Origin of the sequence: Xanthobacter sp. 126, assembly GCF_000526175.1 — a bacterium.
In the GTDB taxonomy this organism is placed as follows: domain Bacteria; phylum Pseudomonadota; class Alphaproteobacteria; order Rhizobiales; family Xanthobacteraceae; genus Xanthobacter; species Xanthobacter aminoxidans.
Genome location: NZ_JAFO01000001.1, coordinates 4,333,755 through 4,356,814, shown reverse-complemented (window position 1 = coordinate 4,356,814; position 23,060 = coordinate 4,333,755). Strand labels below are relative to the sequence as shown.

General features: G+C 68.5%; 23 protein-coding genes, 1 tRNA gene and 1 riboswitch. Of the genes, 15 read left to right on the top strand and 9 right to left on the bottom strand.

Translation table 11 applies throughout. From position 1 onward, the window contains the following. Nucleotides 1–16: 16 nt before the first annotated feature. Both XAN126_RS0120625 and XAN126_RS0120620 read left to right on the top strand, forming a co-directional pair. Entirely contained in the window at nucleotides 17–1,894 is a 1,878-nt protein-coding gene (locus XAN126_RS0120625; protein WP_155982366.1) for a hypothetical protein, read from the top strand. Between the two features lie 128 nt (nucleotides 1,895–2,022). Continuing rightward, nucleotides 2,023–3,408: a sigma-54 dependent transcriptional regulator gene (locus XAN126_RS0120620; protein WP_197024074.1), complete on the top strand. Its 1,386-nt coding sequence runs from the start codon at nucleotides 2,023–2,025 to the stop codon at nucleotides 3,406–3,408. 6 nt (nucleotides 3,409–3,414) lie between these two features. Here XAN126_RS0120620 and hslU read toward each other — a convergent pair whose 3' ends face one another. The 3 genes from hslU to XAN126_RS0120605 are packed head-to-tail and all read right to left on the bottom strand — an operon-like array spanning nucleotide 3,415 to nucleotide 6,156. Next, a complete protein-coding gene (hslU, locus tag XAN126_RS0120615) occupies nucleotides 3,415–4,722 on the bottom strand; it encodes an ATP-dependent protease ATPase subunit HslU (RefSeq protein WP_024280453.1) in 1,308 nt (435 codons plus the stop codon). Between the two features lie 36 nt (nucleotides 4,723–4,758). After that, nucleotides 4,759–5,304 carry an ATP-dependent protease subunit HslV gene (gene hslV / locus XAN126_RS0120610; protein WP_024280452.1) on the bottom strand — a complete coding sequence of 182 codons (546 nt, stop codon included), beginning with the start codon at nucleotides 5,302–5,304 and terminating at the stop codon, nucleotides 4,759–4,761. Nucleotides 5,305–5,364: 60 nt separating this feature from the next. Further along, a complete protein-coding gene (locus XAN126_RS0120605) occupies nucleotides 5,365–6,156 on the bottom strand; it encodes an alpha/beta fold hydrolase (protein WP_024280451.1) in 792 nt (263 codons plus the stop codon). Between the two features lie 168 nt (nucleotides 6,157–6,324). Between XAN126_RS0120605 and hisB the strand changes: the two genes are divergently transcribed. The 8 genes from hisB to XAN126_RS0120565 all read left to right on the top strand — a co-directional run bounded on the left by hisB (nucleotide 6,325) and on the right by XAN126_RS0120565 (nucleotide 12,689). Beyond that, nucleotides 6,325–6,918 (top strand): imidazoleglycerol-phosphate dehydratase HisB, encoded by a 594-nt coding sequence (gene hisB / locus XAN126_RS0120600; protein ID WP_024280450.1) that lies wholly within the window; start codon nucleotides 6,325–6,327, stop codon nucleotides 6,916–6,918. Nucleotides 6,919–6,964: 46 nt separating this feature from the next. Next, nucleotides 6,965–7,450, top strand: a complete 486-nt coding sequence (locus XAN126_RS26595; protein WP_024280449.1) for a DUF2628 domain-containing protein — start codon at nucleotides 6,965–6,967, stop codon at nucleotides 7,448–7,450. 60 nt (nucleotides 7,451–7,510) lie between these two features. Then, complete coding sequence (gene hisH, locus XAN126_RS0120590) at nucleotides 7,511–8,110, top strand: imidazole glycerol phosphate synthase subunit HisH (RefSeq protein ID WP_245272394.1); 600 nt, start codon at nucleotides 7,511–7,513, stop codon at nucleotides 8,108–8,110. Further along, nucleotides 8,098–8,835, top strand: a complete 738-nt coding sequence (hisA, locus tag XAN126_RS0120585) for a 1-(5-phosphoribosyl)-5-[(5-phosphoribosylamino)methylideneamino]imidazole-4-carboxamide isomerase (RefSeq protein WP_081762729.1) — start codon at nucleotides 8,098–8,100, stop codon at nucleotides 8,833–8,835. The genes hisH and hisA overlap by 13 nt, the downstream gene beginning before the upstream one ends. A gap of 7 nt (nucleotides 8,836–8,842) precedes the next feature. Next, on the top strand, nucleotides 8,843–9,616 hold the full coding sequence (gene hisF, locus XAN126_RS0120580; protein ID WP_024280446.1) for an imidazole glycerol phosphate synthase subunit HisF: 774 nt from the start codon (nucleotides 8,843–8,845) through the stop codon (nucleotides 9,614–9,616). Between the two features lie 135 nt (nucleotides 9,617–9,751). Then, a complete protein-coding gene (locus tag XAN126_RS0120575) occupies nucleotides 9,752–10,078 on the top strand; it encodes a phosphoribosyl-ATP diphosphatase (RefSeq protein WP_024280445.1) in 327 nt (108 codons plus the stop codon). A gap of 16 nt (nucleotides 10,079–10,094) precedes the next feature. After that, the gene (gene coaA, locus XAN126_RS0120570) at nucleotides 10,095–11,066 is read left to right on the top strand and encodes a type I pantothenate kinase (RefSeq protein WP_024280444.1); all 972 of its coding nucleotides are present in this window, start codon (nucleotides 10,095–10,097) and stop codon (nucleotides 11,064–11,066) included. A gap of 222 nt (nucleotides 11,067–11,288) precedes the next feature. Then, a complete protein-coding gene (locus tag XAN126_RS0120565; RefSeq protein WP_081762728.1) occupies nucleotides 11,289–12,689 on the top strand; it encodes a carbohydrate porin in 1,401 nt (466 codons plus the stop codon). 371 nt (nucleotides 12,690–13,060) lie between these two features. Here the strand turns inward: XAN126_RS0120565 and XAN126_RS0120555 are convergent. Further along, nucleotides 13,061–13,137 (bottom strand) — tRNA-Arg (locus XAN126_RS0120555). Between the two features lie 106 nt (nucleotides 13,138–13,243). Here XAN126_RS0120555 and XAN126_RS27330 point away from each other — a divergent pair. From XAN126_RS27330 to XAN126_RS0120530, 5 genes are all read left to right on the top strand, one after another. Beyond that, entirely contained in the window at nucleotides 13,244–14,245 is a 1,002-nt protein-coding gene (locus XAN126_RS27330) for a thermonuclease family protein (RefSeq protein WP_155982365.1), read from the top strand. 8 nt (nucleotides 14,246–14,253) lie between these two features. Next, the gene (locus XAN126_RS0120545) at nucleotides 14,254–15,816 is read left to right on the top strand and encodes a M48 family metalloprotease (RefSeq protein WP_081762727.1); all 1,563 of its coding nucleotides are present in this window, start codon (nucleotides 14,254–14,256) and stop codon (nucleotides 15,814–15,816) included. A 102-nt stretch (nucleotides 15,817–15,918) separates the two neighbouring features. After that, the gene (locus XAN126_RS0120540) at nucleotides 15,919–16,443 is read left to right on the top strand and encodes a universal stress protein (RefSeq protein ID WP_024280440.1); all 525 of its coding nucleotides are present in this window, start codon (nucleotides 15,919–15,921) and stop codon (nucleotides 16,441–16,443) included. A gap of 343 nt (nucleotides 16,444–16,786) precedes the next feature. Next, the gene (gene rpsA, locus XAN126_RS0120535; RefSeq protein WP_024280439.1) at nucleotides 16,787–18,514 is read left to right on the top strand and encodes a 30S ribosomal protein S1; all 1,728 of its coding nucleotides are present in this window, start codon (nucleotides 16,787–16,789) and stop codon (nucleotides 18,512–18,514) included. 156 nt (nucleotides 18,515–18,670) lie between these two features. After that, nucleotides 18,671–19,075 (top strand): hypothetical protein, encoded by a 405-nt coding sequence (locus XAN126_RS0120530; RefSeq protein ID WP_024280438.1) that lies wholly within the window; start codon nucleotides 18,671–18,673, stop codon nucleotides 19,073–19,075. 110 nt (nucleotides 19,076–19,185) lie between these two features. Here XAN126_RS0120530 and XAN126_RS0120525 read toward each other — a convergent pair whose 3' ends face one another. From XAN126_RS0120525 to thiO, 5 genes are all read right to left on the bottom strand, one after another. Further along, on the bottom strand, nucleotides 19,186–19,938 hold the full coding sequence (locus XAN126_RS0120525; RefSeq protein ID WP_024280437.1) for a carbonic anhydrase: 753 nt from the start codon (nucleotides 19,936–19,938) through the stop codon (nucleotides 19,186–19,188). Between the two features lie 91 nt (nucleotides 19,939–20,029). Continuing rightward, nucleotides 20,030–20,626, bottom strand: a complete 597-nt coding sequence (locus tag XAN126_RS0120520) for a thiamine phosphate synthase (protein ID WP_280938304.1) — start codon at nucleotides 20,624–20,626, stop codon at nucleotides 20,030–20,032. Nucleotides 20,627–20,661: 35 nt separating this feature from the next. Next, the gene (locus XAN126_RS0120515; protein WP_024280436.1) at nucleotides 20,662–21,453 is read right to left on the bottom strand and encodes a thiazole synthase; all 792 of its coding nucleotides are present in this window, start codon (nucleotides 21,451–21,453) and stop codon (nucleotides 20,662–20,664) included. 53 nt (nucleotides 21,454–21,506) lie between these two features. Then, entirely contained in the window at nucleotides 21,507–21,713 is a 207-nt protein-coding gene (thiS, locus tag XAN126_RS0120510) for a sulfur carrier protein ThiS (RefSeq protein ID WP_029555348.1), read from the bottom strand. A gap of 5 nt (nucleotides 21,714–21,718) precedes the next feature. Beyond that, the gene (gene thiO / locus XAN126_RS0120505) at nucleotides 21,719–22,843 is read right to left on the bottom strand and encodes a glycine oxidase ThiO (protein WP_038225331.1); all 1,125 of its coding nucleotides are present in this window, start codon (nucleotides 22,841–22,843) and stop codon (nucleotides 21,719–21,721) included. Between the two features lie 69 nt (nucleotides 22,844–22,912). Continuing rightward, nucleotides 22,913–23,012, bottom strand: a riboswitch (TPP riboswitch). Nucleotides 23,013–23,060 lie beyond the last annotated feature (48 nt).

The following is a 23,060-nucleotide window of genomic DNA, read 5'->3' as shown; positions in this document are numbered from 1 at the left end:
AGGTTAGGACGGTATCGTGGTAAGCAGCGCTGCAGACGCAGGCGAAGAGAGCGCGGTGGAAGCCGGTGGGGAAGGTGTGGCCCAGACGGCCGATGCCTCTGCCAGCGTGCGCGCCGCCCTCGATCGCGTGCTTGCCTCGGCCGATTTCGCGTCCTCGCCCCGCCTCGCCGCCTTTCTGCGGTTCGTTGTCGAATCGACGCTGGACGGGCGTGCTGACGCGCTGAAGGGCTACACCATCGCGGTCGAGGCCCTGGGCCGCCCGCCATCGTTCGATCCCCAGTCCGATCCCATCGTGCGGGTGGAGGCGACCCGGCTTCGGCGTGCGCTTGACCGGTATTACGCAACCGTCGGCGCCGATGATCCCGTCATCATCGATGTCCCGAAGGGCGGCTATGTGCCTCAGTTCCGCGCCCGCGGGCCGGACGATGCGGCGCTGGCCGATCCCGACACATCCGCCGTGCCGCCGGGATCGACCGAGGTCCCCGCCGAGATCACCCGCCCCCGTCGGCTGCTGCCGGCCCTGGCGGCGGGGCTCGCGGTGGTGGTGACGGCAGGCCTAGGCTTCGCCCTGTGGGACGCCGACATCAAGGCGCCGCGCGATGCGGCAACCGCCGCCGCGACAGCGGACCGCATCCGGCTTCCGCTGGTCGAGGTCCGCACCTTCGAGGCGTCCGGCGACGGTGCGCCGCCGATGACCGAGCTGCGCGCCATCGAGGAGCGGATGCGCGACGCCTTCGCCCGCTTCGATTTTACCCAGGTGCGTGCCGCCGGTGCCGATATCCATGAGAGTGCTGTCGCCGAAGCGTGTGCGGCCAAGGTGCCGCGCTCGGTCTTCTCCCTCGCCGGCCTTGCCGAAGGCCGGCCGGATGGCACCTTCTCCCTTGCCGTTCGCCTCACCGACCGCTGCGACGGCTCCATCGTCTGGTCCACCATGATGGACGGCCTGTCCGGTGCCGGGAAGCTTGCGGAGAGCGAGCAGCGGGTGATCCATGACGTGGCCGTCGCGGTGATGGAGGGCTATGGCGTGGTGCAGGTCCGCGCACGGGCGCAGGCCCTCGCCCGTGCTCCGGCCTCCGGCTACGGCTGCGTCGCCGCCGCTGCCGCCCAGAGGCGCAGCGATAGCCAGGAGACTCGGCCTGAAATGAAGGCCGAGACCCGGCAGGAGACGCGCGGCATCAATGTGGACGAGTGCCTCGCGGAACTCACCCGCCGCGACCCCGCCTTCGCTCTCGGCCACGCGGTGCGCGCCGAGACCCAGCTCCAGCGCACGCTGCACGACGACACGCCGGCCCCTTCGGAGGCCGAACTTGAGGTGATGCTGGACGAGGCAGAGCGTGCCGTGGAACTGGCCCCCGCCAGCGCCTATGCCGCCCGCGCGCTCGCTTTGGTGCAGCTTTTCGCCGGGGAGCCGGACGAGGCGGTGACGACCGCGGACCGCGCCTTGCGCCTCAATCCGCTCGATTTCGACGTGGCGGCCACGGTGGGCGTGGTGTTCATCGGCGCCGGGCGGATCGCGGAGGGCGAGGCCCTGCTCGCCAACGCCCGCCGCGAGGGGGCGGTGGCGACCCCGTTCCGGGATTCCTATCTGGCGCTCGCCGCTTTCCTGCGTGGCGATCTCATCGCGGCGCAGGCCATGCTGCCCCAGCTGACGTTGCATCCGACGGTGGAAAACCGCATCGCGCTCGCCCTCAGTCTTCACGCCCTCGGGCGCCACAGCGAGGAGCGGGAGGTGGTCAACCTCATGGTTCATCAGGCCTCCGACGGTGCCGATGGCGTGCGCCGGCTGGTGACGCGCCTGCTGCCCTCCAAGGATCATGCCTCGCGTGCGCTCGCGGCGCTGGAAAGCGCGGGCCTCTCCGCCGATGCTGGTGCGGGCAAACCGCCGCGGGGCTGACCGGCGAGCTTGCCTGATCGGGTGGGCGGAAGTGACACCGTGAGAATGGGTTGTGCGGGCGGCAAGGCTTCCTTTACGCTGCCGGGCGTCTACTTCCAGGGATGTTCTTTTCCCGCGATCCGCAGTCCATGTCCCAGTTTTCCATCGCCCGGCGTACCGGCGGGCCGGCCCGCCTTATGATCTGCGATCCTGACCCGACCGCACGTGCGGCCGTGCGTGCGGCGCTTGCCCGACGTGATTCCCTCGATCTGATCGAGGCGACCGACATCGCCTCGGCGCTGACCCTGCTGCCCCGCTGCACCTCCGTGCTCCTCGGGACGGAGGACCCGGAAGATGTGGTGCGGCGGGTGCGCGCCAGCGGATATGCCGGTACGCTCGTCGTGGCGCTGAGCGAAGGTTCGGTGACAGATGCTGTCGCCGCCATGCGGGCGGGGGCCGACGACGTGGTGCAGAAGCCGCTCGTGATCGAGGAGGTGATGGACCGCCTGCTCGCCGCGACCCCGGCGCGCCGGCCCGAGCGCCGCCGCCGGGCGGCCCGTCCCCTGCCGCGCGGGGGCGATTTTTGCGGTCTCTCCGGGCGTTCGCCGGCGATGCAGGCGGTTTACGCCCAGATCGAGCGCCTTGCCGCCTCGCGCGCGGCGGTGTTCGTGACCGGCGAGAGCGGGACCGGGAAGGATCTGGTGGCGGCGGCGGTCCATGCCGCGTCCTCGCGGCGCGATGCGCCGTTCGTCGCTCTCAACTGCGCCGTCATTCCCCCCGAACTGATGGAAATCGCCCTGTTCGGCCGCGAGGACGCCGGCGCCATGGACCGCGCCCAGAGCGGCACCCTCCACCTCGACGAGATCACCCAGATGGACCCGGCCTGCCAGGCCCGGCTGATGCACTTCGTCGAGACGGGCCGGTTCAGCCCCGTGGGCGAGGTGGCGGAGCGGGAGGCAGACGTGCGCCTCGTCTGCGCCACCAGCCGTGACCCGCTGGAGGAGGTGCGCGCCGGCCGCCTGCGGGAAGATCTCTATTACCGGCTGGCGGTGCTGCCGCTGGCGCTGCCCCCGCTCAGGGCGCGCGGCGACGATGTGCTGCTTCTGGCCGAGACGTTCCTTGCCCGCTTCGCCGGAGAGGAGGGCCGGCCCATGCCGCGCTTCACGCCCGAGGTGGTGGAGGCGCTGCGTGCCCGCCGTTTCCCCGGCAATGTGCGCGAATTGCAGAACCTGATGCGGCAGGTGGTGATCCTGAGCGAAGGCGGCACCATTCCTCCCGGTTTCCTCGCCGAACCTGCCGCGCCCGAGGCGGACACCCCCGGCCGGAGCCCCGAGGTGTTCATCCAGGGCTGGTCCGACGGCCTGGCGTGGCACGGCCGGGTGGAGCCGCTGGCGGTGATCGAGCGACGCGCCATCGAGGCCGCAATCGCCGCCTTCGACGGCAACATCTCGCTCGCCGCCGCCGCTCTCGACCTCAGCCCCTCGACCCTCTACCGCAAAAAACTGGCCTGGGGCGAGCGCACCCGCCTGTCGTGAGCCGCCTCAGAGGATGAAGCGGCTGAGATCGGCGTTCTTCGCGAGGTCGGCGACGCGCGATCGCACATACTCCGCGTCCACCACCACCGTCTCGCCGGAGCGGTCGGGCGCGGAGAAGGAGAGGTCGTCGAGCACGCGCTCGATCACCGTCTGCAGGCGACGGGCGCCGATGTTCTCCACATTGGAGTTCACCTCCACCGCGGCATCGGCGATGGCCTCCACGGCGTCCGCCGTGACGTCCAGCGTCACGCCCTCCGTCCCCATGAGCGCCACCGACTGCTTGACGAGGCTCGCCTCGGTCTCGGTGAGGATGCGCACGAAGTCGGCGCGGGTCAGCGCCTCAAGCTCCACCCGGATGGGCAGGCGGCCCTGAAGCTCCGGTAGCAGGTCGGACGGCTTGGAGACGTGGAACGCGCCGGAGGCGATGAACAGGATGTGGTCGGTCTTCACCGACCCGTGCTTGGTGGAAACGGTGGTGCCCTCGATGAGCGGCAGCAAATCGCGCTGCACGCCCTCGCGGGAGACGTCCGCTCCCGAGCGGCCCTCGCGCCCGGCGATCTTGTCGATCTCGTCGAGGAAGACGATACCGTTGTTCTCGACGGCGTGGATCGCCTCCTGGGTGATGGCCTCCTGGTCGATCAGCTTGTCCGCCTCCTCGGTGAGAAGAAGGGGGTGGGCCTCCTTCACCGTGACGCGGCGCGGCTTGGAGCGGCCGCCGAAGGCCTTGCCGAGCATGTCGCCCAGCGAGATGGCGCCCATCTGGGCGCCCGGCATGCCGGGAATCTCGAACATGGGCATGCCCTGCTGGCCCTGCGCCACCTCGATCTCGACCTCCTTGTCGTCCAGCTCGCCAGCACGCAGGCGCTTGCGGAAGGCGTCGCGGGTGGCCTGCGAGGCGGTGGCGCCGACAAGGGCGTCGAGCACGCGGTTCTCGGCATTGAGGTGGGCTTTCGCCTGCACGTCCTTGCGCTTGGCATCGCGGGTCAGGCCGATGCCGACCTCCACGAGATCGCGCACGATCTGCTCCACGTCGCGGCCCACATAGCCGACCTCGGTGAACTTGGTGGCCTCGACCTTCAGGAAGGGCGCGCCGGCGAGCCGGGCGAGGCGGCGGGAAATCTCGGTCTTGCCGACGCCGGTCGGGCCGATCATCAGGATGTTCTTGGGGAGAACCTCCTCGCGCAGCTTTTCGTCCAGCTGCTGTCGGCGCCAGCGGTTGCGCAGGGCAATGGCCACCGCGCGCTTGGCCTTGCCCTGGCCGACGATATGGCGGTCAAGCTCGGAGACGATCTCACGGGGGGAAAAGTCGCTCATGGAATCAGCTGTCCTTATCGCGGGGGGCGGGGCTGCTCAGGACCCGATGGTTTCCACGACGATGTTCCGGTTGGTGTAGACGCAGATGTCGGCCGCGATCTCCAGCGAGCGGCGCACGATCGCCTCCGGATCCTCCTCGCGATCGAGGAGCGCGCGCGCGGCCGCGAGGGCATACATGCCGCCCGAGCCGATGCCCGCCACGCCGGCATCCGGCTCCAGCACGTCGCCGGTGCCGGTGAGGACGAGGGAGACCGAGGCGTCGGCCACAATCATCATGGCCTCCAGCCGGCGCAGATAGCGGTCAGTCCGCCAGTCCTTGGCGAGTTCCACGGCGGCGCGCTGAAGCTGGCCGGGATACTGCTCCAGCTTCGCTTCCAGCCGCTCGAACAGCGTGAAGGCGTCGGCGGTGGCGCCGGCAAAGCCGCCGATCACGTCGCCCCGGCCCAGCCGGCGCACCTTGCGCGCATTGGCCTTCAGCACGGTTTGGCCGAGCGTGACCTGCCCGTCGCCGGCGATGGCGACGCGGTTGCCCTTGCGGACGGTGACGATGGTGGTGCCGTAAATGGTATCAGGGGAATGCATGAAGTGCTCCGCTTGGAGCTTACTTATGCGCTTCCGCGGCTGACGCAACTCGCTTCCCGCTCAGCTTCCGTTGAGGAAGGCGCGCACGGTGGTGCAGAAGTTCTCCGGCGCCTCCACCATGGGGCAGTGGCCGCTGTCGATGATCTCGTCAAGCTTCGCGCCGGGAATGCCGTTCGCCACCTCGCGCACCATGGCCGGGGAGAACAGGCGGTCGTCGTCGCAATAGATGGCGAGGGTGGGCGCGGTGATTGTGCCAATGCGGGCGAGGCTGTCGAAGCCGACGCAGACCCCCACCTGGCGGATGAAGGCGTCCTTCTCCTGGTAGAGGCCCGCGTCCAGCGACTGCTGGACGGCCGCAAAAAGCGGGATCTTGTTCAGCGTGCGCATGCCGAGCACGAAGGTCGTGAGCGCGGCGCCGAACGTCAGCTCGTTGTCGAGCTGGAGCCGCAGCTCCTTGAACAGCCGCATGATTTCGGTGGTGTAGAGATCGTTGCGGGCGATGGTGTTGGACAGCACCAGCCGGTTCACCCGCTGCGGCGCGGCGATGGCCAGTTCCTGCGCGATCATGCCGCCCATGGAATGGCCAACGACATGGGCCTTCTCGAAGCCTGAGGCATCGAGCACGGCGAGGGCGTCGCGGGCCATGTCGGCTGCGGTGTAGGCCGCCTTGGCCCGCTGGCTCTTGCCGATGTCCCGGTTGTCGAACTCGATGAGGGTGAAGCCCTTCAGCAGCGGGCGCGACAGGGCCCAGAAGGAGCGCTCGGCCGACAGGCCGGAGATGATGAGCAGGGGCGGGCCTTCGCCGCTGACCTGATAAGCAAGCTCCAGCCCGTCATTGTGCGTCGTCGGCATCGGCGATCCCCGTCGGGTTGACGGGTGCGCTATGCCATAGTTGGTGCGTCGGCGCGAGGCGGGTGACGCCGGGAAAGACGTAGCATTCCGTCGCGCGCGCCGTCATCTCATCGCCATATGGCGTTGCAGCGAGGTTGCTGATAGAAGCCGCAGCCTTGGAGGAGTTCCATGCGCAAGGCCGAAATCGTCCGCGAGACCAAGGAGACCAGCGTCACGCTCGCCGTCGACCTCGACGGGACGGGGCGGACGTCTGTCGCCACCGGTGTCGGTTTCCTCGACCACATGCTGGACCTGCTCGGCCGTCACGCCCGTTTCGATCTCGATATCAAGGCGGTGGGCGACCTCCACATCGATTTCCACCACACCACCGAGGATGTGGGCATCGTGCTCGGCCAGGCGGTCAAGAAGGCGCTCGGCGACATGCGCGGCATCACGCGCTATGCCGACGTGCTCCTGCCCATGGACGAGACGCTGACCCGCGTCGCCATCGACATTTCCGGCCGGCCGTTCCTTGTCTTCCGCACCGAGTTCGCGGTGCCGAAGATCGGCGAATTCGACACCGAGCTGGTGCGGGAATTCTTCCAGGCCTTCGCCTCCAATGCCGGCGTCACCCTGCATGTGGAGACGCTGTACGGGGTGAACGCGCACCACATCGCGGAAAGCTGCTTCAAGGGCCTCGCCCGGGTGCTGCGCGCGGCGGTGGCGGTGGACCCCGCGGCGGCGGGGGAGATCCCCTCCACCAAGGGCGCCCTGGGCACCTGAGGCGGGCAGAGACGAGGCAGGAACCGAGGCAGGAGACGAGGCAGCCATGGCCAGCTGGACCGTTCTGACCCGCACCGTCCCCGGCGACACCGCCGAGCAGGCGGCGGGGCGCACCGTGTTCGTGCGCGAGAAATTCTCCTGGGCGACGCTGTTCTTCGCCCCCATCGTGCTGCTGCGCTTCCGCCTGTGGCTGGTGTTCGCCGCCTATGTGGCGGTGATGGTCCTCATGGTCCTCGCGGAAGTGTGGGTCGGCGTCGCCGATGGGGTCGGCAACGCGGTGATGATCGGCTTCCATGTCCTCCTCGCCCTGGAACTGCCGCGCCTGCGCCAGCGCAAGCTGGAGCGCCTCGGCTATGAGGAGACCGCCGTGGTGGTCGCCGCCGACCGGGACGAGGCGGAACATCGCTTCTTTGCCGAATGGGACGGCCTGTTTCCTGCGGCCCGCGCCGCCTCCGCCCTTCCGGCCATTCGCCCGTCCTTCCCGGTTCCGGGCGGCTCATCCGGCGTCATCGGCGCCTTTCCGGGAGCCTGAGGCGTGACCGTCGCCATCATCGACTACAATTCCGGCAACCTGCATTCCGCCGCCAAGGCCATGGAGCGCGCGGCGCAGAGCCTCGCCCACGATGCCGGCCAGAGCGTCGTCGTCACCAGCGACCCGGAGGTGGTGCGCACCGCCGATCGCGTCGTGCTGCCGGGCGTCGGCGCCTTCGCCGACTGCCGGGCGGGCCTGGATGCGGTGCCGGGCATGGTGGAGGCCATGACCGAGGCGGTGAAGGGCAGGGGGCGTCCCTTCCTCGGCATCTGCGTGGGCCTCCAGCTTCTCGCCGAGCGTGGGCTGGAGCACGGCGTCACCGAGGGCCTCGGCTGGATCCGCGGCGAGGTGGACCGCATCACCCCCAACGATCCCGGCCTCAAGATCCCGCACATGGGCTGGAACACGCTGGAAATCGCGCGCGAGCACCCGCTGCTCGCCGGCATTCCCACCGGCGCGTCCGGGCTTCATGCCTATTTCGTCCACTCCTATCACCTCAAGCCGGCGGACGGCATCGACCTCCTCGCCACCACCGACTACGGCGGCACCATCACCGCCGCGGTGGCGCGGGACAATGTCGCCGGCACCCAGTTCCATCCCGAGAAGAGCCAGACCCTCGGCCTCGCGCTCCTCGCCAATTTCCTGAAGTGGCATCCGTGATCCTCTTTCCGGCCATCGACCTCAAGGACGGCCTCGCCGTGCGCCTCGAACAGGGCGACATGGCGCGGGCCACCGTGTTCAATCGCGACCCTGCCGCCCAGGCGGAGGAGTTCGAGAGCCTCGGCTTCCGCTACCTGCATCTCGTCGACCTCGACGGCGCCTTCGCCGGCAAGCCGGTGAACGCGGCGGCGGTGGACCGCATCCTCGAGACGGTCTCCATCCCGGTGCAGCTCGGTGGCGGCATCCGCGACATGCGCACGGTGGAAGGCTGGCTGGAGAAGGGCGTCACCCGCGTCATCCTCGGCACCGCCGCGGTGCGCGACCCGGACTTCGTGAAGGCGGCGGCGAAAGCCCATCCCGGCCGCATCGTGGTGGGCCTCGACGCCCGCGACGGGCACGTCGCGGTGGAAGGCTGGGCGGAGACGTCCGAGCTTGCCGCCGTGGACATCGCCCGCCGCTTCGAGGATGCGGGCGTTGCCGCCATCATCTACACCGACATCGCCCGCGACGGCCTGCTGAAGGGCCTGAACCTCGAAGCCACCATCGCGCTGGCCGAGGCCATCTCGCTGCCGGTGATCGCCTCCGGCGGCCTCGCCTCCCTGGCGGATATCGAGGGACTGCTCGCGCCGGGCGCGAAGAAGCTCGAAGGCGCCATCACCGGCCGGGCCCTCTATGACGGGCGGCTGGACCCGCGCGAGGCCCTCGCGCTGGTGGCGGGACGATAGGTGCGCCATGCTGAAGGTCCGCGTCATCCCCTGTCTCGACGTGAAGGACGGCCGCGTGGTCAAGGGCGTCCAGTTCGTGGACCTGCGCGACGCCGGTGATCCGGTGGAGGCTGCGCGCGCCTATGACGCCGCCGGGGCCGACGAACTCACCTTCCTCGACATCACCGCCAGCCACGAGAACCGGGGCACCATCCTCGACGTGGTGCGCCGCACCGCCGAGCAGTGCTTCATGCCGCTCACGGTGGGTGGTGGCGTGCGCACGGTGGACGATGTGCGCACCCTGCTCCATGCCGGGGCGGACAAGGTCTCCATCAACACCGCTGCCGTGAACCGCCGCGCCTTCGTGGGCGAGGCGGCGGAGAAGTTCGGCGAGCAGTGCATCGTTGTCGCCATCGACGCCAAGAAGGTGTCGCAGCCGGGCGAGACGGACCGCTGGGAGATCTTCACCCATGGCGGGCGCAACCCCACCGGCATCGACGCCATCCAGTATGCCCGTGAGGTCGTGGACCTCGGCGCCGGCGAGATCCTGCTCACCTCCATGGATCGCGACGGCACCGGACAGGGCTTCGACTGCGCGCTGACCCGGGCGGTGGCGGATGCCGTGCATGTGCCGGTCATCGCTTCCGGCGGCGTCGGCATCCTCGACCATCTGGTGGAGGGCATCCGGGATGGCGGCGCCTCGGCGGTGCTCGCCGCCTCGATCTTCCACTTCGGCACCTTCACGGTGCGCGAGGCCAAGGACCGGCTGGCCGAGGCCGGTCTTCCGGTACGGCTCGATTGAGCCGCGCCGGGAACGGCGGTGCCGCAGCGCTTCCGGTTAACCCGTTTCTCGCATTTTCTTGATGCGAACCGCTCCCCAAGTCGCTGAAAATGCTTCAGTGCCTTCGTTCCTGACCCGTCTTGTGGGGCCGACCCGATGAGCGACAGCTTCTCCCTCGCCGATCTCGAAGCCATCGTCGCGGCGCGGGCATCGGCGGACGCCGGCGCCTCCTACACCCGCTCCCTGCTCGACAAGGGCGTCGCCAAATGCGCCCAGAAGCTGGGCGAGGAGGCGGTGGAGACGGTGATCGCCGCCGTCTCCGGCAGCGAGAAGGACCTCGTGGGCGAGGCGAGCGACCTCCTCTACCACCTGATGGTGGTGCTCAAGGCCCGTGGCGTGAGCCTCGCCGACATCCATGCCGAGCTTGCGCGGAGGACCGCCCAGTCCGGTCTCGCCGAAAAAGCCGCCCGTCCCACCGCCTGACAGAGACATCGCGATCATGGACCGGCCCATCGACCCCGGCCTCTCCCCGTATCGCTCCTTCTCCCGCGAGGAGTGGGCGAAGCTGCGCCGCGACACGCCCATGACGTTGCGGCCGGACGAGATCGCACGGCTGGAAGGCCTTGGCGTCCGCCTCTCCATGAAAGAGGTGGAGGAGATCTACCTCCCGCTGTCGCGCCTGCTGTCGCTCTATGTGGCGGCGACGCAGAAGCTCTACCGCGCCATGAGCCACTTTCTCGACCACCGCGAGGGCGAGGCGGCGGGCGAGCAGAAGATGCCCTACATCATCGGCGTCGCCGGCTCGGTGGCGGTGGGCAAGTCCACCACCGCGCGCGTGCTGCAGGCGCTGCTCGCCCGCTGGCCCAACACGCCCAAGGTGGACCTCGTGACCACCGACGGCTTCCTCCTGCCCAACGCCATCCTCGAGCGCGAGGGGCTGATGGAGAAGAAGGGCTTTCCCGAGAGCTACGACGTCGCGCTGCTGCTGCGCTTCCTCACCGACATCAAGGCCGGTCGCCGGCCGGTGCGCGCGCCGCTCTACTCGCACTTCTTCTACGACGTGATGCCCGACCAGTATGTGGAGATCGACCGGCCGGACATCCTCATCGTGGAGGGGCTGAACGTGCTCCAGACCACGCGCCCGCCGAAGGATGGCAAGGCGATCCCCTTCGTCTCCGACTTCTTCGACTTCTCGGTCTACATCGACGGAGACGAGGACGTGATCGAGCGCTGGTACGTGGAGCGCTTCATGCGCCTGCGCGAGACCGCCTTTACCGACCCGCTCTCCTACTTCCACCGCTACTCGCAGCTCTCCGACGACGAAGCGCAGGCGACCGCGCTGTCCATCTGGCGGCGGATCAACCTCGTCAACCTGCAGGACAACATCCTGCCCACCCGCCAGCGCGCCGACCTCATCCTGCGCAAGGCGGGCCGTCACGAAGTCGCCGAGGTGAGCCTCAGGCGGCTGTGAAACGATGCCCCCGGACGGGCGCGTGACGGACGTTCGCCGTGATTTTTGGCGGCATGAACCCGCGGTCGACCATCGAAGCTTGGCCGGAGTGGTAACGGAGCGGCGACTTCGTTGGTATTTAGCTCTTCTTTTCGTTCAGACCGGTTCGACAGGCGCGAAAGCGTGCATTCTACGCAGGCGATTCTGCGTTTTCTGTAGGCTCTCTGGATGGGAATACGGCGGATGAGGCGACCGAGGCGATCTGACGATCGACGCCGCCGTGCCTGCGGCCGGACGGTGCAGGCGCGGCTCGCACTCATTCCCGCGCTTTTGATATCCGCCGCAGCTCCGGGGCTTGCGGGCGATCTCGCGGCAGCCGGCACCGCGGCGCCGTCTACCGTCGCGTCGGACGATTTCCTGACCCGCCCCTATCTCTTCGGGGACCTGGGGCGGAGCCGGCTGAAGGAACAGGGGATCGACATCTCGGGCGGGCTGGTCAACGAGACGGTCGGGAACCTGTCGGGCGGTACGCAGCAGACGGGCGCCAATGCGGGCCAGGCCTCCATCCAGGCCCTCTTCGACATGGAGAAGCTGGCCAACATCACCGGCGGCACCTTCGGCATCACGCTCGTGGGCCGCTGGGGCGACAACCTCGCGGAACTCGCCAACATTCCGGCGCTGATGCTGATGAATGAAGTCTATGGCCGCGGCAACATCGTCCGTCTCGTGGACTTCCACTACAATCAGGCCTTGTTCGACGGCGCCGTAGACATCAAGGTCGGCCGTCTCGCCGTCGGCGCCGATTTCGGCTTCGAGCGCTGCGATTTCATCAATCTGACCTTCTGCGGCTCGGTTCCCGGAAATATAGCTGGGAACTACATCTTCAACTGGCCGGTGAGCCAGTGGGGCGGCGTCCTGAAGGTCCATCTCACCGACGACCTGACCTTTTCAGCCGCCGTCTACGACGAAAACCAGACCTATTTGTCGGTTCAGGCGAAATGGGCGCTGCTGCCCAGCTGGCCGTCCGGTTCCGAGGGTGCGCTGGTGCCCCTGGAGCTGAAATGGACGCCGACGCTCTGGAATCTGTCGGGCACCTACAAGATCGGCGGATGGTTCGATACCGCGACCGCGGATAACGCCGTCACGAGCATCAACGGACAGCCCCAGCTTATCTCGGGGCTGCCCTATGCCCAGGACTACGGGCGCTACGGCTTCTATGTTTCCTTCATCCAGCAGCTGACCGGCAATGCCCAGGGGCCGAACCCGAAGCAGGGATTGTGGAGCTTCTTCAACTTCACCTATGCCGACCCGCGGACCTCCACGCAGCTCTATCAGGTGGCGTGGGGCATTCAGCAGCACGGCACGTTCGCAAGCCGCCCCGATGACGACATGGGTTTCGCCATCGGAACGACCGGCATCAACCCACGGCTCGCAACCGCGCAGGCCGAGGCCAACTGGCTGGGGCTCGGCCCGGGCTACGTGCAGCACAACGAATACGTGCTGGAAGCCTATTACGGGTTCCAGGCAACGGGCTGGCTGAACCTGAAGGCCTCGCTGCAATACGTCATCGATCCCGGCGGCTACACCTCGCCCGTCAATGAAAACGCCTGGGTGGTGGGCCTGCGCACGACGGTCGCTTTCTGAGGGGACGCCCGGTCGTCAGTTCACGGCTGGGGGAACGGCCCCGACGGCCGGTCATGCGGAGTCACGATCATTCTCGGGTTCGAGAGCTGGCACCCGCCGACACCCGCCAGCACTACGGCCATGATCACCACGCGCCCGATCCTGCCCATTCTCGCCCCCTACCTTGCCTATGCAACCATAGCGTTATGCACGTTGCGAACTATGCGACCAAGTAGCATGACGCAAGGACGCAGATCGTCAGCTGGATGCGGAGCGCCAGGTTGGCCCGGAAGGCATTGACCGTCACGCTGTCTGCGAACTGGCCGACATAGGCCAAGCCGAGGCGGGCCTGTTCGCTGATGCGCAAAACGTGATTAAATCATTGAAAAATATGGTGTCCCGGAAGGGATTCGAACCCCTGACCTGCGGTTTAGGAAACCGCTGCTCTATCCTGCTGAGCTACCGGGACACGCCCTCCTTCTAAATCGCGGCACGCCGGGAGGGAAGGGGCCGGATGGCGGCTTCCCCCGTCCGAGGCGGGAGCCGGATGCCGGCGTAAGGCGGCGTAAGGACAGTTGATCGGGTCGGCCTTCAATCCGGAGGGCGGTTGCCGCTATCGTTGCTGCATGACGCTAGGCCATTCATCAGCGAGCGCAGGGAGGCGCAGCCACACGCATTCATTGCGGGCGCTGGCGCGTCTTCTGGCGATGGGCGGTCTGGCCCTTTCCGGTGGGCTGATCCTCGAAACCATCTCTCCTGCCGCCGCCCGCCCGGCGCAGAGGGCTGCCGTCCCGGCGGCCACCGATTGCGCAGGCGGCGGGGCCGAGGCGGCCGGGAGCGCCGCGCGCTGGAGCGATGCGGGGGCGCTCGCACTTGCCGACGGCCGGAGCCTCGCCCCGGAAGGCATCGCCTTGCCGACCCGCCTCTCGCCCGACCCGCAGATGCTCGCGGTCGCCGCGGATGCGGCGGCTGCGGTGCTCGATGGCTGCGCGGTTGCGCCGGTTACGGCCACGCTCGATCGTCACGGACGGCTTGCCGGGACGGCGCGGCTCGTCTGTCCGGCGGCGGGAGAGGCCCGGGGGGAGGATCTTGCCACGGCGCTGGTTCGGGCCGGGGCAGGCTATGTCACGGCGGAAGGTGATACCGCGTGTGCCACCCAGCGCCTTTCGGCCGAAGCGGAAGCGCGCAGCGCCCGCCGGGGCATCTGGAGCTTGGCCACGGCGGTCGCCCCGGCCGGGGACGAGAAGGCCATGGAGGAACGGCGCGGCCTTTATTCCGTTACTGAAGGGCGGGTGCTCGCCGTCGGCGGACGCGACCGGATTTTTCTCAATTTTGGGGCAAGCTGGAAGCAAGATTTCACTGTCATGCTGACGAGGGAGGATTTCGCCACAATCTTGGGCGATAGGCTCGATCCTGCCATCTTGCGCGGAACCCTTATCCAGGTAAGGGGCGTCGTCCGCGAGGAAGGTGGACCGGCCATGGCGCCGCGGCGGCGGGGCGAGGTGCTGCGCATCGAGGGCAAGGTCGAAAACCTGCCCGATGCTCAGGCGCTGCCGTCAAGGCGCCGGGAGCGGTGAACGGAAGCATGAGGTGCTGGGTGGGTGAGGCGCTGAGAGGGCAGGGTGCGGCGAGGCGGGTTCGGGCGGAAGCGCCTGCGCGCGCGCTTGCCCGGCGCTCCGGCCTGCGCGCGCTGTTCGCCTGTGCTGTCGTCGCGCTCCCCCTGTGGCTCACCGGGTGCGCCGGCATCGACCTCGATCAGGTGAGCGTGCCACTCGCCTCCACCGGCGCGGCATCCGAATTCGCCGATATGTCGCCCAGCCAGCGGCGCGAGCATGAAAAGCTCGTGGCGAGCTATGGCGGGGCCTATGACGATCCCGAGCTCAAGGCGCTGATCCAGAAGGTGGTGGAGCGCCTCGTCGCGGCCTCCGAGCGGCCGGACCTGAAATACCGCGTCACCGTGCTGAACTCGCCGGCCATCAACGCCTTTGCCCTGCCGGACGGCTCGCTTTACGTAACGCGCGGCTTGCTGGCGCTAGCCAACGACACGTCCGAGCTGTCTTCGGTGCTCGCCCACGAGATGGCCCACGTCATCGCCCGCCACGCCACCATCCGCGAGGACCAGGTGAAGCAGGCGGTGCTGGTGAGCCGCGTCATCTCCGACGTGGTGAACGACCCCGACCTCGGCGCGCTCGCCATGCAGAAGAGCCGGCGCACGTTGGCCTCGTTCAATCGCGGGCAGGAGCTGGAGGCGGATGCCATCGGCGTCGGCATCGCCGCGCGCGCGGGCTTTGATCCCTATGGCGCCTCGCGCTTCCTGACCGACATGGGCCGCTTCTCGGAGATGAAGAGCACGGCCTTCTCCGGCTCGTCCTCGACCACGCCGGACATGGACTTCCTGTCGTCCCATCCGGCGACGCCCGAGCGCATTTCCATCGCCATCGCCAATGCCCGCCAATATGCCCCGGCGGCGGGGCCGTCGGACGGCGAGCGGGACCGCAGCGCCTATTTCAGCGTCATCAACGGCATGGTCTACGGCGACGATCCCAAGGAAGGCTTCGTCCGCGGCCGCAAGTTCCTGCACCCCAAGCTCGGCTTCACTTTCATGGCACCGGAGGGCTTCTCGCTGGAGAACACCTCCCAGGCGGTGCTCGGCGCCACCCAGACCGGCCGCGAGGCGCTGCGGCTCGATGCGGTACGCATCCCCGCCGACCAGTCCCTGGGGCAATATCTCTCCTCCGGCTGGATCGACGGGGTGGAGATCAACACGGTCGAATCGCTCACCGTGAACGGCTTCAGCGCGGCGACGGCGGTGGCGCGCGGCGACCAGTGGTCGTTCCGCATGTTCGCCATCCGCTTCGGCTCGGACGTCTATCGCCTCATCTTCGCCGCCCGCGAGCTGACGCCGGAGCTGGACAAGCAGTTCCGCGCCGCCGCCGATACCTTCCGCCGCGTCTCCTCTGGCGAGGCGGACACGGTGAAGCCGCTGCGCGTGCGCATCGTCCAGGTGGGGCTCGGCGACAATGTGGAGAAGATCGCCGGCAAGATGCAGGTGCCCGACCGCCCGGTGGAGCGCTTCCTCATCCTCAACGGGCTCGATGCCAATGCCCGGCTGAAGTACGGCGAGAAGGTCAAGATCATCGCCGACTGAGGGGCGGATGCCCCATTCGCCGCTCCCGGCGATTTGATGGCGCGCAAGCCGCTATGCCGCCCCCCGCTGCTATGATCGCGGCTCTCGTTGCGGGAGGGAGCCATGTACAAGAAAATTCTCGTCGCCACCGACGGCTCGGCGCTGTCGGACCTTGCGGTCTCCCATGCTGTCGCGCTCGCCGCAGCGCTCCACGCGGCGCTTGTGATCGTTACCGCCAGCGAGCGCTTCCATCTCTTCAGCACCGAGGCGGACCAGATCGCCGACACGGAAGCCGAATATCGGCGCCAGACCGGGCGGAAGGCCGAGGCCGTGCTTGCCCGTGCAGCCGACACCGCCGCCGCGGCGGGCGTCGAGGCGAAGCGGGTGCATGTGGAGGACGATCAGCCCTTCCACGGCATCATCTCCACCGCCGAAGCCGAGGGCTGCGACCTGATCGTGATGGCCTCCCACGGCCGCCGGGGCCTGTCCGCCGTGGTGCTGGGCAGCGAGACCACCAAGGTGCTCACCCACTCCGGCATTCCCGTGCTGGTGGTGCGGGAGGAGGTGGCGCCCGCCATCCAGGCCAGCCCGACCGGTGGCGTGGAATGGCCCGAGCCTAGCCCGGCCTTCTTCGCCCCCGGCCGCTGAACGCGCCTTCCGGGCGGCCGGCCTTGCGCGGGCAGGCTTGCGCGAGCCCTTGCGCCATCGGGGTTTTTGCACTATGTGAGCGCGGTCCGTGGCCGCGTTCCCTCAAGCGGGGAGCCGCCCGGGTGGGCAGGGACCGGCGGTATACGCGGTCCTGATCGTCGGAGGCAGCCCGCCCTGGCTTTCTGTGAGCGCGCATCGACACTCAATTCATCGTCCGTGCCGCCCGGCCTTCGCGCCGGCCCGTCGCTTTTGCGGCGGCCGTTCGTCATTTCTTGAATGGCGGACATCCGAGCGGTTCGGGCCTCGCAACACGAGATGCCGGCGCAGCAAGTCTGGAGCGTGAATGTCCGCCGTAGAAACCACCCGTGAGGATTTTGCCGCCCTGCTCGACGAGAGCTTCGGCCGTGCCGATACCAATGAAGGTTCGGTGGTCAAGGGCATCGTGGTCGCCATCGAGAAGGATCTGGCGATCATCGATATCGGCCTGAAGACGGAAGGGCGTGTCGCCCTGCGCGAGTTCGCCGGCCCCGGCCGCGAGAACGCCATCAAGGTGGGTGACGAGGTCGAGGTCTATCTCGAGCGCGTCGAGAACGCCATGGGCGAAGCCGTCCTCTCGCGCGACAAGGCGCGCCGCGAGGAGAGCTGGGTCAAGCTCGAGAAGGCCTTCACGGCCAACGAGAAGGTCTTCGGCGTGATCTTCAACCAGGTGAAGGGCGGCTTCACCGTCGATCTCGACGGCGCCGTGGCCTTCCTGCCGCGCTCCCAGGTGGACATCCGCCCGATCCGCGACGTCGGCCCGCTGATGCACAACCAGCAGCCCTTCCAGATCCTCAAGATGGATCGTCGCCGCGGCAACATCGTCGTCTCCCGCCGCACCGTGCTGGAAGAGACCCGCGCCGAGCAGCGCCACGAGCTGGTGCAGAACCTCGAAGAGGGTCAGGCCATCGACGGCGTGGTCAAGAACATCACCGATTACGGTGCGTTCGTTGACCTCGGCGGCATCGACGGCCTGCTGCACGTCACCGACATCGCCTGGCGCCGCGTGAACCACCCGACCGAGGTGCTCAACATCGGCCAGACGGTGAAGGTCAAGATCATCAAGATCAACCACGAGACCCACCGCATCTCGCTCGGCATGAAGCAGCTTCTGGGTGATCCCTGGGAGGGCATCGAGGCCAAGTATCCGGTGGAGGCCCGCTTCAAGGGTCGCGTCACCAACATCACCGACTACGGCGCGTTCGTGGAGCTGGAGCCCGGCATCGAGGGCCTCATCCACGTCTCCGAGATGAGCTGGACCAAGAAGAACGTCCACCCCGGCAAGATCGTCTCCACCTCCCAGGAGGTCGAGGTTCAGGTGCTGGAAGTGGATTCGGCCAAGCGCCGCATCTCCCTCGGCCTCAAGCAGACCCTCCAGAACCCCTGGGAGGCCTTCGCCGAGAAGTATGCGCCCGGCGCCGTGGTGGAAGGCGAGGTCAAGAACAAGACCGAGTTCGGCCTGTTCCTCGGCCTCGATGGCGATGTGGACGGCATGGTCCATCTCTCCGACCTCGACTGGAACCGTCCGGGCGAGCAGGTGATCGACGAATACCGCAAGGGCGACATGGTGAAGGCCGTGGTGCTCGACGTGGACGTCGAGAAGGAGCGCATCTCCCTCGGCATCAAGCAGCTGGCCGGCGATCCCTTCGCCGACGCGGGCGAGGTGAAGAAGGGCGCTGTCGTGACCTGCGAAGTCACCGACGTGAAGGACGGCGGCATCGAGGTGAAGCTCACCGGCACCGACCTCTCCGCCTTCATCAAGCGCTCCGAGCTGGCTCGCGACCGCAACGACCAGCGCCCCGAGCGCTTCTCGGTCGGCGACAAGCTCGACGCCCGCGTCACCCTGTTCGACCGCAAGGCGCGCAAGGTGCAGGTCTCCATCAAGGCGATGGAGATCGCGGAAGAGCGTGAGGCCGTGGCCCAGTTCGGCTCGCAGGATTCGGGCGCTTCGCTCGGCGACATCCTGGGTGCCGCGCTGAAGCAGCGCGCCGCTGACACTGCCGACACCGCCGAGGAGGCGGACAAGGAAGACTGATCGCTCTACGCGATCGGATTTCTCTGAAGAACGAAGGGCCGGTGCATTGCACCGGCCCTTTTTTCAACCCATGCGCCATTCGGACGCCGACCGGCGTTCTTGTGCCGTGACCAGCGCGGAAGTATCCAAGTCTTGGTTGTCAATGGGAGGTTTGCCATGAAGCGCAGGATGATTTCCCTCGGCGTCGTCGCCGCGGTCTCGCTCGCCGCCACGGGTTCGGCCTTCGCCCTCACCGGCAAGGAGTTCCTTCGCAAGTACAACAAGGACAAGGACAGCACCGTCGAGATCGTCGAGGCCATCGACCTTGGCACCAAGGTCTTCAAGGCCATCAATCCGGACAAGGACAAGACCCTCGAGGCCGCCGAGACCAAGGGCCGCCTGACCGACGAGGACTGGGCCGCCGTCAACAAGGACGGCGACAAGACGCTGGAGCTGGACGAGTGGCTCATCATCGTGCGCAAGCGTTTCAACGATGCCGATGCCAACAAGGACGGCAAGCTGACCGAGGCCGAGCTGGATTCCCCCGCCGGCCAGCAGCTTCTGCTGCTCATCGCCAAGTGAAGCTGACTGCACGCCGCGCCTGATGCGGCCGGGGAGGGCGTGGCTTCCTCCCCCAGTGAAAAGCGCGTGGGCGCGCCGCTGTGGCGGCGCCCCTTGTCCCAGTCGCTGCTTCAGTTGAGACGCAGCAGGAAGCGCCGGTTCACCGCCTGTAGCGGGCGGGCGTTCATGGGGAAGATGGCGCGGAAGGCGTCGATGTCCGCCTGCGCCACTTCGATGGGCGCCCCGAACACGTTCCAGTCCACGATTTCCGAGCAGGGCGGCGTGGTCAGCGACCCCTCGTAGCGATAAGTGCCGCGCGCCGACGGCAGGAAGCCGGCCGCATCAAGCGGCGCAGCGAGCGTCTTGTCCCCGGCCTTGCGCGGCGCGGCGGCCATGAGCGAGGAGAAGGCGGCATTGGCCGCACCCGGCACCATGAAGACGCCAGCCACCAGGAGTCCGCCCTCAGGCGCCGCATGGACGAAATGCGCTTCCATGGCGGTGCGCTTGCCGTCAATTGCGTGCTCGCTCGGGGCGTGGAAGTGGAACTGCTTGAGGGCGTAGGTCTTGCCGCCCATGGTGGCGGTGCCGCCGTCGCCGGTCACGTCCGCCTGGATGGTGTGGCCGTTGTTCACGACCTTGTAGGCGAACGGCTTCCACGCGAGCACGGGGCCGGCGCTCTCCGCCTTGACCGCGCCTTCGAGATTGATGGGCGACTGCTGGGTGCCGATGGCGCAGGCCGAGAAGCCCTTCTCCAGAGAGCCCCATTCCTGCGGGCCGCCGTGGCCCTCATAGGTCCAGTGCGCCCCCTCGGACGCGCGGGTCGCGCTAGCGCAGACCGGGCAGGCGACAAGGCCCGCAAGCAGCGTGCGGCGATTGATGGTCATTGAATTGCCCCTTGTATGGCGGTTCCCCCGCTGCGGCCAAGCTTACCAGCGCTGGGGATACACGCAAAAGCCGATACTGTTCCGGGATGGATCAGATTGCGGCTGACGCGGCTGCGGCCAGGGCGGCGAAGGCCGCTCGCGGATCGTCCGCGCGCATGATTCCCCCCATGACCGCGACGCCCTTGGCCCCGGCGGTGAGGCAGGCCGGCACCGTCTCGGCGTCGATGCCGGCGAGCGCGACCACAGGCACGGCGCTCGTGCGGGCGAAGGTTGAAAGCCCTTCAAGCCCCAGCGCCGGCCCGTGTCCCGGCTTGGACCTTGTGAGGAAGGCCGGGCTCGCCGTGATGTAGTCGAGCGCGCCCGGATCGGCGGCGGTGGCCTCCGCCAGGGTGTGGGTGGACAGGCCGATCAACGCCCCCGGCCCATGAAGCGCCCGCGCGGCCTTCGCGTCCCCGCCGCCGGAGAGGTGCACGCCGTCCGCGCCGGCGGCCAGCGCCAGCTCGGGGGAGCCATGCAGCGTCAGGCGGGCGCCGAAGGGCGTGGTCGCGGCCCGCAGGCGGGCGAAGAGGGCGATCTGCTCGGCGGCCGGCAGATCCTTCTCCCGTAGGCTGACCCATCTGCACCCGCCAGCGCAGGCCGCGGCCACCACGTCCGCCAGATCACCTCGCGCCAGCGTGCGGTCGGTAATCAGGAGCAGAGGCGGCGTCGGCAGAGGGGGCAGGGTCAGCTCCCGACTAGGCCGAACTCGGGGCTGGAGGCTTCCGCGTGCAGCTTGCGCGGGATGCGGCCGGCGAGGCGGGCGAGGCGGCCGGCGTCCACCGCGTGGCGGAAGGCGGTGGCCATGCGCACCGGGTCGAGCGCCTTGGAGACGGCGGTGTTGAGCAGCACTGCCGAGCAGCCCAGCTCCATGGCAAGTGCCGCGTCGGACGCCGTGCCGATGCCCGCGTCCAGCACCACCGGCACGGGCGAGCGGGAGCAGATCAGCTCGATCATGTGCGGATTGGCGATGCCGAGGCCGGTGCCGATCATGGAACCGAGTGGCATGACGGTCGCGGCTCCGAGGTCCGCGAGCTTCTGGCAGGTGACGGGATCGTCGTTGCAATAGGGCAGCACGACGAAGCCGCGCGAGACCAGCTCTTCCGTCGCCTTCAGCAGCTCCTCCACATTGGGATAGAGCAGCTCGCGGTCGCCGATGACCTCCAGCTTCACCCAGTCCGTCTCCAGCGCCTCGCGGGCGAGCTCGGCGGTGAGCACCGCGTCCTTCGCTGTCTGGCAGCCGGCGGTGTTGGGCAGGATGTGGACGCGGCCGGTGAGGAGGTCCGTCAGGCTCTCCTCGTAGCCGGCGAGGCTGATGCGGCGGATGGAGGCGGTCGCCATCTCGCTGCCCGAGGCGGCGAGGGCATCGAGGAACACCTTCTGGTTGGGATAGCCCGCCGTGCCCAGGAACAGCCGCGACGAGAAGGTGCGGCCGGCGATGACGAGGGGATCGGTGTTGGGATTCTGGAACGCGCTCATGGTGCTTCTTCCCGGCGCCCGCTCACGAGCGCTCTGTTCTGTTCGGCCAGGGCTCAGCCGCCCTGCTTGGCCTCGATGATTTCCACGGCGTCGCCTGCGGAAAGGCGCGCGTCGGTCCAGGTGCGGCGAGGTACCACCGCGCCGTTCACCGCCACCGCGATGCCCTTACGCTCCGGCTCGAGGCCCTTGGCGACGAGCAGGTCGGCAACGGTGGCGACGGAATGCGCCTCCTCGGCGCCGTTCACCTTCAGGGCCAGCATGGCGCTCACTCCGCCGCCGCGCGCGGCGGACCGAAGCGCTCCGCGCCGAAGGGCAGGGCTACGTCCGCGATCTTGCCGCCCAGGATGTGGTCGGCGATCACCTGGGTCGTCACCGGCAGCAGCAGGATGCCGTTGCGGTGGTGGCCGGTGGCGTAGACGAGGCCGTCCACCTCCGGGCTCGGGCCGAGGATGGGGGCGTCGTCCCGGCTGCCGGGGCGGAAGCCGACCCATTGCTCAACGATGCTCAATTCCTCCAGCGTCGGCAGCGCCCGCCACGCATTGGTGAGCAAAGCGAGCTGGCCGCCGGCCGTGAGGTCGGTGTCGAACCCCTTCTCCTCGGTGGTGGCGCCGATGATGAGCCGGCCATCGCGCCGCGGCACGAGGTAGGAGCCGGGCGCCCACAGGACGTGGGAAAGGATCGGCGCGGCCGGGTCCATGCGCAGGGACAGCATCTGCCCCTTGATGGGGCGCACCGGCAGCGGCGTCGCCGGGGCGACGTCCACGCCCCGGCTCCACGCCCCGGCCGCCAGCACCACCACGTCGGCAGCATGGTGCGTCTCGCCGGTGACGATGCCGGTGGCGCGGCCGCCGGCCGTCTCCACGCGGCTGACCGGCGTGTTCTGGTGGATCGTTGCGCCGGTCTTCAGCGCGGCGATCTTCAGCGCGGCGGCAACCTTGCGGTTGTCTACCTGATGATCCTCGGGGCTCAGCACGCCGCCGGCGAGGCGGGGCGCGAGATAGGGCTCTCGCCGGCGCACCTCGGCGGCAGTGAGCCACTGCACGGGCAGGCCCAGCCCCTGCTGGAAGGCGTAAAGGTGGCGCAGCTTCGCCACATCGTCCGCCGTGAGGGCGATGGTGATGGTGCCCTCGGTGCGCAGGTCCACCGCCTCACCGGAGGCGCGCTCCAGCTCCGCCGCGAAGGCGGGCCAGAGGGTCTGGCTGGCGCGGTTGAGAGCGAGCAGGCCCTCCTCGCCGGGCTCGGCCTCGGCGCAGGCGGCGAGCATGCCGGCGGCGGCGCGGCTCGCGCCTTCCCCGGTCTCGCCGGCCTCGAACAAATCCACCGGACAGCCGGCGTCGGCGAGGCGCCAGGCGAGGGCGAGGCCGATGACGCCGCCGCCGACGATAGCCACACGCGGTTTCGCCTTGCCCGCCGGTGCAGAGCCGGCTTGCGATGAAGGTGCGAATGTAAACTGCGACAAGCTCTCGCTCATCGGCATCTCCCTACGCTGGCATGATCCAGACAGGTTCGATGGGTGTGATCTCAGCCGCGCATGATGCGCGGCACCCCAGGCCGTGTCTGTTATTTACTCATGCCGGCCGCAGAACTGCAAGAGGCGGGGCGCCCGG